The organism is Kitasatospora sp. RG8, assembly GCF_017813315.1.
Taxonomy (GTDB): Bacteria; Actinomycetota; Actinomycetes; order Streptomycetales; family Streptomycetaceae; genus Kitasatospora.
Genome location: NZ_JAGIYX010000041.1, coordinates 59,940 through 70,664, shown reverse-complemented (window position 1 = coordinate 70,664; position 10,725 = coordinate 59,940). Strand labels below are relative to the sequence as shown.

The following is a 10,725-nucleotide window of genomic DNA, read 5'->3' as shown; positions in this document are numbered from 1 at the left end:
GATGAACAGCGGGTGTTCGGCGTCGTGGGCCTCGGGGGTGTGCTCGGTGGACTGGCGTGCGGTGATCTCGTGCCACCAGACGTCGCGGCCCTGGGTCCAGGCGGTCTCCTGGCCGGTGCGGCGTACCACGAGGACGTGTTCGACGCCGTCGGCCTTGGTCAGCGCCTCGTCGATGGCGGGCTTGAGCGCGGAGGGCTTGCCGCGGCGGTAGCCGCCGTCGGCGGTGATGACCAGCTTGGCCCGGGCGTCCTGGATGCGGGAGGCCACGGCGTCGGCGGAGAAGCCGCCGAAGACCACGGAGTGGGTGGCGCCGATCCGGGCGCAGGCGAGGATCGCGACGACCGCCTCGGCGATCATCGGCAGGTAGACCGCGACCCGGTCGCCCTTGGTGACACCGAGTTCCAGCAGCGCGTTGGCGGCGCGGGAGACCTCGTCCTTGAGCTGGGCGTAGGTGATCGAGCGGCTGTCGCCGGGCTCGCCCTCGAAGTGGATGGCGACGCGGTCGCCGTTGCCGGCCTCGACGTGGCGGTCGACGCAGTTGTAGGCCACGTTGAGGCTGCCGTCGGCGAACCACTTGGCGAACGGCGGGTTGGACCAGTCCAGCGTCTCGGTGGGCTCGACGGCCCAGCTGAGGCGGCGGGCCTGCTCGGCCCAGAAGCCCAGGCGGTCCTCGGAGGCCTGCGCGTACGCGGCCGCGGTGACGTTGGCGGCTGCGGCGAGCTCTGCCGGCGGGGCGAAGCGCCGCTCCTCCTTGAGCAGGTTGGCCAGGCTCTCGTTGCTCAACGCGCACTCCTCATCGAGTCATGATCGGGGTCATTCCCGTGCGTGGGGATTGTCCCGTGTGTCCCAGCGCACAGCTCACCAGGCGAACAGGTCAGTTGACAAGAGGCTCCGGTGAATTGGTGTAGACCTTTGATCGAGATTCGAACGAGATGGCAGAAGGACCGGTCGAGCGGATGGGTGGGCCCGTACCCCTGCCCGCCAGGTGGGGCACGGGCCCGGCCCTCAGGCGGCCAGTCGGGGATCGCCCCCGGTGCCGGTCGCGGTGGCGGCCTCCAGGCCTGTCATGCCGACCTGTTCGATTTTGTTCACCCGCTCGGGCGTGTCGCACGGCGCGGGGCCCGCCGCCGCGGCGTCGAGAGCCTCGACCGGGCTGAACCTGCCGCTCTCCCGATCCAGGACGTAGGCCTGGGCGGTGGCGAAGTCGAAGTACATCCCGACCAGCCGTAGCGTGCCCTCGGCGACCCGGCGCTCCACCGCGGGGTTGGCCAGCAGCTGGTCCAACTGCTGGACCACGTTGGTGATGCAGAGCTGCTCGGCCAGGTCGACCACCGGCTGGGCCGTGAACTCGGCGGGGGCGCGGCGCAGGCGGTCGAGTGAGCCGCGGCCGTTGCGCAGCCAGCGGGTCAATGCGGTCGGTGGCCCCGGCTGCTCGTGGATTCCGTCCAGCAGGGCCTTCATCGCGCCGCAGCCGGAGTGCCCGCAGATCGTGATGGACCGCACCTCCAGCGCCTCGACGGCGTACTGCACCGCGGCGGCCACCGAGTCGTCGGCGGCGCCGGGCTCGAAGGGGGCGGGCACCAGGTTTCCGACGTTGCGCACGGTGAAGAGGTCACCCGGGCCGCTGTTGGTGATCATGCTGGTGACCATCCGCGAGTCCGCGCAGGTCAGGAAGAGCTGGGAGGGCGTCTGACCTTCGCGGGCCAGCCGGGCCAGTTCGGGGCGGATCAGCGGGGCCGTGTGCAGCTGGAACCCGCGCAGGCCGTCCAGCAGCCGGCCGTGCGGATCCTCCTGCTGCTCGATGCAGTGGTGGCCGACCCAGGGCGTCCACGCCCGGCAGCGGTGCGGGCCGGGGGAGCTGCCCGTCCGGATCGTCCCGTCCGGGTCGAGGACCTCGTCGTCCTGGCGTCGCGTCACCATCGACACGCGGCCTCCGGCCGCCTGGTGGCCGGAGCGCCAGCTGTGCAGCGTCTCGTACGCCGCGTGGTCCAGGAAGGAGCCGTCGTGGACGACCGTGACATCGGCGGTGGCGGGGATGTCGGCCAGCGCACGGCTCAGCCGAGGCACCGCGGCGAAGGTGAGCGGGCCGTGCGTCTGCACCGTGACCGAGCCGTCGGGGCCGGCCAGGACGTCCACATGGGCACGGGTCAGGCGGTAGAGCGCGAGCAAGACGGCCGTCGCGGCGCCCAGCGCCACGCCGAGCAGCACGCCGAGCAGCACCACGCCCAGCACCGTGGCGAGGTAGACCGGGAACTCGCGGTGCCGGTGCACCTTGCGGATGTGCGCGAAGCTCACCATCTGCAGGCCGACGACGAGGACCAGGGCGGCGAGCGCGGAGAGCGGGATCTTGCGGAGGCCACCGGTGAGTGCCAGGGCCGCGGCGAGCACCCAGGCGCCGTGCAGGATCGAGGACCACCGGCTCTGCGCACCGGCCCGGACGTTGGCCGTGCTGCGCACCGCGCCCCCGGCGATCGGCAGCCCGCCGAGCAGTCCGCTGATCATGTTGGCGATGCCCTGGCCGCGCAGCTCGCGGTCGAGGTCCCCGGTGCGGTGCGACATCCGGTCGATCGCGACGGCGGAGAGCAGGGACTCCACGCTCGCCACCGCGGTGACGGTCAGCACGGCGGCCAGGATCGCGGCGAGCGGCCCGTGCGGCAGGTCGGGGACGAGGTCGTGCGGCTGCCAGGCGGGCAGTTCGACCCGGGTGAGGTGCAGGCCGAGGGTCATGGAGAGCGCGGTTGCGGTGGCGACGGCCGCCAGCGGGCCCGGCACCTTGGCCAGCCGGGCGCCGAACTCCCCGGCCCTGCCGGGGAGTCGGCCGAGCCGCGGCCAGCCGAGCAGTACGGCGGCGGTGAGCGTTCCGACGGCCAGCGCGGACGGGTGCGGGCCCGCCAGCTGCTTCGGCAGTGCGAGCAGATTGGCCAGCGCCGAGCTCTGCGGGGAGCCTCCGAGGACGACGTGCAGCTGCGCGATGGCGATGGTGAGGCCGATGCCCGCCAGCATGCCGTGCACGATGGCGGGCGAGACGGCCAGTGCTGTGCGGGCCACCCGACGGACGCCGAGCAGGAGTTGGAGCAGCCCGGCGGCGAGGGTGATGGCGCAGGTGGCCTGCCAGCCGTACTGGGTGATCAGGCCGGCGGTGATGACGGTCAGTGCGGCGGAGGGGCCGCTGACCTGGAGGGGGGTGCCGCCGAAGAGGCCGACCACGATCCCGCCGACAGCCGCCGCCGCAAGGCCGGCGGTCAGCGGGGCGCCGGTGGCCAGGGCGATGCCCAGGGAGAAGGGCACGGCGATCAGGAAGACCACCAGGGAGGCGGAGAGATCCTGCGCCCACCGGGCGCGGGAGTGCGGGCCCGGTGGGGCGTGGTCGGTGGTGTCGGAGGCGATGGGTGCGCTGGAGATGTCGAGGGTCATTGTCTTCCCGTCTTTCCGGGGGAACGAACGCAGTCAGGTCCGGTGGTGAGTCCGGTTGTGGGGCTCGGGGGAGCCGGATCGGCTGTCGTGGGTCGCGACGGTGTGGCGGGATGGCGTGGGCGCGGCGGGGAGTGCGGGTGTCACCGGCCGGGCCGTGGACCATCAGCGGGCCTCAGGGAGGCAAGGGACGGCCATGCCTCTGAGAGGACCATCAAGACTCGGTAAACCGAGAGTAATGAAAGCTTTGCACAGCGTCATCTCGAACGGTAGGGCCGAAGCCCTTCATTCACCCCATTGGGTGGTAGTCGAACTGACGGGAATCTGCTGACACCGGCCGGAGCGGACGGGGGCGGTCCGGGTGCGGCCCGGGACCGGTATCGCGCGCGCAGAAACGGGCTGCGGCCTCCCTCCAGGTGGAGGAAGGCCGCAGCCCGTCCGGTGACTCGCGCGGCGGCGTCCGCCGTCAGTGGTGCGCGCCGGCCGTGGCGGGCTGCTCGCCGCCGAGCACGAACCCGTGGTCCACCTGGGTGGCGAGGTCGATGCCGACCTTGGCGTTGGCCCAGCTCTCGGCGTTGCGGAGGTGGAAGAGGACGGCCTGCTCGGTGTAGCGGCGGGCGTCCCTCCGGTCGTAGGCGGCGTCGGATTCGGCGCGCAGCTGCTCCAGTACCGCGCGGTTGCCCGGCTCCAGCGTCCGCAGCGGCGGTTCGGCGCCCTGCTCCAGCCGGCGCACCCAGTCGGAGTGGCCGAAGGTGGTCAGCAGGTCGTCGCCGACCTCGCGGCGGAGGAAGTCCAGGTCGTCCCGGCCCTGCACCTTGTTGCCGATCACCCGCAGCTGGACGCCGAAGTCGCGGGCGTAGTCCTTGTACTGGCGGTACACCGAGACGCCCTTGCGGGTCGGCTCGGCGACCAGGAAGGTCAGGTCGAACCGGGTGAACAGTCCGGAGGCGAAGGAGTCGGAGCCCGCCGTCATGTCGGTGACCACGTACTCGTCCCGGCCGTCGACCAGGTGGTTGAGCAGCAGCTCGACCGCGCCGACCTTGGAGTGGTAGCAGGCGACCCCGAGGTCCTCCTCGGTGAAGGCGCCGGTCGCCAGCAGCCGGACCGATCCTTCGTCCAGCGCGATCGGCCGGGCGCAGGCCGCGTACACCGGGTTCTCCTCGACGATCCGGAGCAGGCGCGAGCCGGTGCCGGGCGGCGTGGTCTTGATCATCTCCCCGGCGGACCGGATCAGCGGGTTGCTGCCGCGGAGGTACTCCTTGATGTCCGGCAGGTGGGCGCCGAGCGAGGGCAGTTCCGCCGCCTGGCCGTCCGTCAGGCCCAGTGCGGGGCCGAGGTGCTGGTTGATGTCGGCGTCGACGGCGATGACCGGGCGGCCCGCGGCGGCCAGGTGGCGGATGAACAGGGCGGACAGCGTGGTCTTGCCGCTGCCGCCCTTGCCGACGAAGGCGATCTTCATCTGGGACTCCGGCTCTTGATCTGGGGCCCGTGCGCGGGGCCGCTTGCCCGATGCCTCGTCGGACACGTCCGCGCCGCTCTGCCGGTGCCGCTTCCGCCCTGTGCCGAGGCCGACGATATCCAGAGTTGGAAATCGTTATCGTCTCCGATAGTGCTCATGCTATCCAGGGTTTCGGGCTCCCCGTCGGAGGGGAGTGAGGATTGCCTCTAACGGGTGATCCGGGGTTGCTGTTCCGGGAGGGGCCCCTCTTTCATTACTCTCGGGTAGGTGAGCACTGGAACAGATCCCCTCGCCCCGCTGGCCCAGCTCCCCGGGGTGCCCGACGCGGTGGCCGAGGTGCGCAAGGCCGTCGACCGCCTCTACGGGCACCGGGTGATGCGCCGCCGCGCGGCCGAGGTCACCTCCGAGTCCGCCCTGCGCGGCGCCCGCGCGTCGGCGGCCCTGGCCGGGGCGGACTGGCCGCTGGAGGAGGTCCGGCGCCGCAGTGACTTCAGCGCCGACCCGCAGTCGCGCACGGTCGGCGCCGCGCTGCGGATTGCCGCCGAGTCCGGTCAGCTGCTGAGTGTCTGGCGGCACTCGCCGCTCCAGGTGCTGGCGCGGCTGCACCTGCTGGCGGTCGGTGACGCCGATGCGGCCGCGGGGCGGCCCCGGCGCGCCGGTGAGGCCGCCGAGGAGCTGTTCCCGCTGGAGCTCAAGCCGGTGGAGAGCGTCGAGGCCGACCCGGCCGCGGGCACGCTGGTGCCCGCCCTGCCGCCGGCCCCCGGCGCCGAGGAGGTCGCCGCGCGGCTCGATCAGCTCTCCCGGCTGCTCGTCGCCCGCGCCGAAGGGCAGGGCGTGGGGACGCCGGCCCTGGTGGTGGCCTCGGTGGTGCACGGGGAGCTGCTCGCACTGCGGCCGTTCGGCTCGCACAACGGCGTGATCGCACGGGCCGCGCAGCGGATCGTGCTGCTCGCGGAGGGGCTCGACCCGAAGTCGATCTGCCCGTCCGAGGTCGGTCTCGCCGAGCTCGGAACCGACGCCTACCGGCGTGCGCTGGCCGGCTACCTGGCGGGGACCGAGGAGGGCATGGCGGCCTGGATCGGCCACTGCGGGCGGGCGCTGCGGCTCGGCGTGCGGGAGAGCACGGCGGTCTGCGAGGCGATGCAGCGCGGCATGGTCTGACCGGCGCTTCGGGGCCGGGTCCGACCTGCGGGCTGGACCCGGCCCGCTGCCGGGCGGTGGCAGGTCCTGCCGGGTCCTACCGCCGGGCCGGTCTCCCGACGCCGGGCGGGGGCGCCGCCGGACCGGGCCCGGACAGCGAGATGCGGCGGCACCTGATCCTGCCGGGTGCCGCCGCTGGTACAGGTACCGGGTGACCAAGCATGCACCGGAAGTGCCCATCAGACGGGGATCCTGCCCGTTCGTCTGGTGCGGCGGCCCGACAGCGGGTCGGCTGCATGTGGGTGCTCGGTTATCTGTACGCGGTCCGTGGGGCCTGAACTGCGTTGTCGGTTTGACCTCTTCGGGTCCTGACCGGGTCTCGCGGGCCGTGCTTCATTTGTATCGCGTTTCGGGCGAAAGGGGAACCCGAAACGAGAAGTCTTCGGCTTTTGCCCGTTTTGGCCCAAACAGTGTTGGTTGCATCCGTTGTGTGCGGACCGCCCTCCCGTCGGGACGGGAGGGCGTCAGGGCGGGCGGCTGCTCAGGCGGCCGGGCGGCGGCGCCGCGCCGCGTACCAGATCACCCCGGCGGTCAGCACCGCCGTGCCGATCGCCACCGCGGTCAGCACCGAGCGGCTCGGTGCGGAGAACTCCGGGAGCCGCCGCCGCAGTTCCACCGGGCGGTCGAAGACCAGCACCGGCCACTCGCGGGCCACCGCCTCCTTGCGCAGGGCGCGGTCCGGGTTGACGGCGGACGGGTGGCCCACCGCCTCCAGCAGCGGCAGGTCGGTGGACGAGTCGCTGTAGGCGTAGCACTCGGCGAGGTCGTAGCCCTCGGACTCGGCCAACTCCCGGATGGCGGCTGCCTTGTTCTCGGCGTAGGCGTAGTACTCGATCTCGCCGGTGTAGCAGCCGTCCTCGATCTTCAGCCGGGTGGCGATCACGTGGTCCGCGCCGAGCAGTGCTCCGATCGGCTCGACCACCTCGGAACCGGAGCTGCTGACGATGACCACGTCGCGCCCGGCCGCATGGTGCTGTTCGATCAGCGAGGCGGCCTCGTCGTAGATGATCGGGTCGATCAGGTTGTGCAGGGTCTCGGCGACGATCTCGCGGACCTGCTGGACGTTCCAGCCCCGGGTGAGCGCGGAGAGGTACTCGCGCATCTTCTCCATCTGGTCGTGGTCCGCCCCGCCGACCAGGAAGACGAACTGGGCGTAGGCGCTGCGCAGTACGGCCCGACGGTTGATCAGGCCGCCCTGGTAGAAGGGCCGGCTGAAGGCCAGGGCGCTCGACTTGGCGATGATGGTCTTGTCGAGATCGAAGAAAGCCGCCGTCCGGGGGCCGGCCGGGCGCGGACGGGCGACCGGGGGCGTCGGCGCGGCGTTCCCGGCCTGCGCGGCGGGCCCGGCGGTGGAGTCCGGGGACTTGTCGGCGTACTCGTCGGCGTTCTCGGTGGTGTCCACGGGAACCGAGGATAGAGGGCTCCGCAAAACACCCCGCCATTCGGCGTACTCGCGGGCGTGCGGGTTTGTGTTTCTGGCCGCTCGGGTACACCATGGAAGTCACGGATCGTTCGCGACCGTGCTAACCCGGTCCGGCTCCTCCCCCCCGAGTCGGGCTGTGGATAGACGACCCCCGCTCTCCCCCCCGGCGGGGGTCGTCGCACGTCCGGGGCCATTTTCAGGGCTTGAACGGCTTCTGCGGAGCCTGTTGCGCCCGGCCCGCCCCGTGTCTACAGGGGGTGTCGGGGCCCGACCCCACCAATCCACTTTCGTCACTCTGTGTTGCCGGTTACTCAAGGCCACGCGTGGTCCGGACGAGGTCCGCTAGAGGCGCGGAAGAGCCCCCGGAGAGCCCCCGGAGAGGTCGCGGAGGGATTCCGGAGAGTCTCCGGAGAGGGGGCGGGGAGGTCCGCAGAGCGTCCTTCCGGGGCCAGGCCGAGGCCGGCCGTCTTCCCGCCCGGGCTGTGCCGGTTCTTCCCGGTGAGGCCGTTCCGTCAATTCTTTGCTCAATAGCCCCCCGCCCGGGTGAACGAAGTTATCCACAGCCCCGAGTTGTCCACAGGCATTCGGAACCCGGCTGACGGAATCCGGATCACCCCCCACCGTGATGGACGGCAGCGGTTGCCGGGCACCTCGAAATGGGCGCTCCCGGCCGGCCGCCTGCCGGACCCATCCGGACGGGTGCCCGTACCGCTTCGCGCGGACGGGCACCGCACAGGGGAGAGCGCCATGTCGACACCGATCACCGGCCACGCCGCCGTCCACGGACCGGAGGCCACCGGCCCGCTCGTCGTCACCGAGGACGAGGGCCTGGCCGAGCACCTGTTGCGGCTCTGCGCGGCCGCAGGCACCGAACCCCGGCTGATCCGGGGCGCCCCGCCACCGCGCGGTCTCTGGGAGGGCTCGTCGCTCGTGCTGGTCGGGGACGACCAGGCCGAGCGGTGCGCCGGGCTCCCCCGCCGTACCGGGGTCCTCCTGCTCGGGCTGGACCTGGACGACCCCGGGGTCTGGGTCAGGGCCGTCCAACTCGGCGCCGAGCACGTGCTGTTCCTGCCCGACGCCGAGGCCTGGCTGCTCGACCGGATCGCCGACGCCGCCGAGGGAGTCGGCACACCGGCGCTGACCGTCGCGGTGCTCGGCGGCCGGGGCGGGGCCGGTGCCTCCACCCTGGCCTGCGCGCTCGCGGTCACGGCCGCGCGTACCGGGCGGCGGACCATGCTCGTCGACGGTGATCCGCTGGGCGGCGGGCTCGACGTCCTGCTCGGGGGCGAGACGGCCGGCGGCCTGCGCTGGCCGGACCTGGCCGGCTCGCGCGGACGGGTCAGCGGAGCCGAGCTGGCCAAGGCGCTGCCGGTGCTGAAACGGCTGACCGCGCTGTCCTGCCTGTCCTGGGACCGCGGCGACACGCTCGCCGTGCCGCCCGAGGCCATGCGTAGTGTGCTGGCCGCCGCCCGGCGGCGCGGCGGGTTGGTCGTGGTCGACGTGCCGCGCCACCTCGATCCGGCGGCCGGACAGGCGTTGGAGCAGTCCGACACGGCACTGCTGGTGGTGCCGGCCGAGCTGCGCGCGGTGGCCGCCGCCGACCGGGTCGCGGCGTCCGTCCGGATGCGGCTCGACGACGTCCGGATGGTGGTGCGCCCGTTGCGGCCGTTCGGGATCCCGGCCCACCGGATCGCGCGGGGACTGCGGTTGAGGCTCGCCGGAGAGCTGGAGGCGGAGCCGGGGCTGGCCGCCGACGTCGAGCAGGGTGTGCCGCCCGGGATCCGGGAGAACGGCCCGCTGGCCCGATTCTGCGAAACCTTCCTGGAAGAGGTGCTGCCGCCGGTCCCGGCGGTCGGAGGAGGTGTCTACTGATGGTCCGTCTGCGGAGAACAGGCAGTGCGGCCGGTGCTGGTTCCGGCGGCCGTGGCGGTGGTGTGCGGGAGCTCCGCCTGCTCAAGAGCGTTTCGGCGTCGGGCGGGCCGCCGGGACCTGGCTCGCGGCCGGAGCCGCCGCCGTACGGGCGGACGGCCCGGGAGGAGCACACGACGGCGCTGGTCGACGCCGTCCGGCTGAGGTTGGCGGAGTCCGGGGCACCGCCGACCGCCGGGTCCGTCGCGGCGGCGCTGCGGGCCACCAGGCCGCCACTCGGCGGCGACGAAGTCCTCGCCACCGTGCGGTCGTTGCGGGCCGAGCTGGTGGGTGCGGGCCCGCTGGACCGGTTGCTGGCCGCGCCGGACGTCACGGACGTACTGGTCAACGGCCCGGACGAGGTCTGGGTCGACCGGGGCGGCGGGCTGCGGCGGGCCACCGGTGTCCGTTTCGCCGACGCCGAGGCGGTCCGGAGGCTGGCCCACCGGCTCGCCACCGCCGCCGGGCGCCGGCTGGACGACGCCAGGCCCTGGGTGGACGCTCGGCTGCCGGACGGCACCCGGCTGCACGCGGTGCTGCCGCCGATCGCCGGTGGCTGCACCCACATCTCCCTGCGGGTCTGCCGGCCCCGCCCGTTCAAGCTCGACGAGTTGGTGGCCGGCGGGGCGCTGCCCGCAGCCGGTGCCGAGCTGCTGGCGGGCATCCTGCGGGCGAGGCTCTCCCTGCTGATCAGCGGCGGGACGGGGACGGGCAAGACGACCCTCCTGGCGGCGCTGCTCGGGCTGGTCGGGCCGGACGAGCGGATCGTCGTCGTCGAGGACTCGGCCGAGCTGCAACCGGCCCACCCGCACGTGGTCCGGTTGCAGAGCCGCCCGCCCAACCAGGAGGGGCTGGGCGAGCTGACCCTGCGCGACCTCCTCCGGCAGGCCCTGCGGATGCGCCCGGACCGGCTGGTCGTCGGGGAGGTCAGGGGAGCCGAAGTCTCTGATCTGCTGGCCGCGTTGAACACGGGCCACGAAGGCGGGTGCGGCACGGTGCACGCGAACACGGCGGCGGACGTGCCGGTCCGGCTGGAGGCGCTCGGCTCGCTCGCCGGGCTGGACCGGCCGGCCCTGCACAGCCAGCTCCGGGCCGCGCTCGATCTGGTGGTGCACCTGGTCCGGGAGCCGGCCTCCGGACGGCGTCGCGTCGCCGAGATCCACACGCTGGCCGGCGACCGCGACGGCCTGGCCGTCACCACACCGGCGGTGACCTTCGCGGCGGACGGCACCGTACTCCCGGGCGAGGGCTGGGATCGGCTGCTCCGGCTGCTGGCGGCGCGCGGGGTGACGCTCGCGGACGGGCCGCCGTGACGGTGGCGCGG

General features: G+C 73.2%; 7 protein-coding genes. 3 read left to right on the top strand and 4 right to left on the bottom strand.

Features of this window, described 5'->3' with window-relative positions; genetic code table 11:
- The 3 genes from J5Y04_RS37190 to J5Y04_RS37180 form a co-directional block, all read right to left on the bottom strand.
- Positions 1-783, bottom strand: a 783-nt coding sequence (locus J5Y04_RS37190) for an AMP-binding protein (protein ID WP_209416958.1), incomplete at its 3' end; no start/stop codon positions are given.
- Between the two features lie 222 nt (positions 784-1,005).
- On the bottom strand, positions 1,006-3,414 hold the full coding sequence (locus tag J5Y04_RS37185) for a SulP family inorganic anion transporter (RefSeq protein ID WP_209416957.1): 2,409 nt from the start codon (positions 3,412-3,414) through the stop codon (positions 1,006-1,008).
- A gap of 463 nt (positions 3,415-3,877) precedes the next feature.
- Positions 3,878-4,870 (bottom strand): ATP-binding protein, encoded by a 993-nt coding sequence (locus J5Y04_RS37180; RefSeq protein ID WP_209416956.1) that lies wholly within the window; start codon positions 4,868-4,870, stop codon positions 3,878-3,880.
- Positions 4,871-5,137: 267 nt separating this feature from the next.
- On the opposite strand from J5Y04_RS37180, the gene J5Y04_RS37175 reads away from it, so the two are divergent.
- Positions 5,138-6,031: an oxidoreductase gene (locus J5Y04_RS37175; protein WP_209416955.1), complete on the top strand. Its 894-nt coding sequence runs from the start codon at positions 5,138-5,140 to the stop codon at positions 6,029-6,031.
- 520 nt (positions 6,032-6,551) lie between these two features.
- On the opposite strand, the gene J5Y04_RS37170 is transcribed toward J5Y04_RS37175, so the two are convergent.
- Positions 6,552-7,472, bottom strand: a complete 921-nt coding sequence (locus tag J5Y04_RS37170) for an HAD-IB family hydrolase (RefSeq protein WP_307853496.1) — start codon at positions 7,470-7,472, stop codon at positions 6,552-6,554.
- Positions 7,473-8,240: 768 nt separating this feature from the next.
- Between J5Y04_RS37170 and ssd the strand changes: the two genes are divergently transcribed.
- Both ssd and J5Y04_RS37160 read left to right on the top strand, forming a co-directional pair.
- Positions 8,241-9,365, top strand: a complete 1,125-nt coding sequence (ssd, locus tag J5Y04_RS37165) for a septum site-determining protein Ssd (RefSeq protein WP_209416954.1) — start codon at positions 8,241-8,243, stop codon at positions 9,363-9,365.
- A gap of 62 nt (positions 9,366-9,427) precedes the next feature.
- Positions 9,428-10,714: a TadA family conjugal transfer-associated ATPase gene (locus J5Y04_RS37160; protein WP_374106195.1), complete on the top strand. Its 1,287-nt coding sequence runs from the start codon at positions 9,428-9,430 to the stop codon at positions 10,712-10,714.
- Positions 10,715-10,725: the final 11 nt, after the last annotated feature.

What these genes read in the sequence shown, in the direction of transcription:
- J5Y04_RS37185 (WP_209416957.1), bottom strand. Translation starts at nt 3,414, where the DNA reads ATGACCCTCGACATCTCCAGCGCACCCATCGCCTCCGACACCACCGAC.
- J5Y04_RS37180 (WP_209416956.1), bottom strand. Translation starts at nt 4,870, where the DNA reads ATGAAGATCGCCTTCGTCGGCAAGGGCGGCAGCGGCAAGACCACGCTG.
- ssd (WP_209416954.1), top strand. Translation starts at nt 8,241, where the DNA reads ATGTCGACACCGATCACCGGCCACGCCGCCGTCCACGGACCGGAGGCC.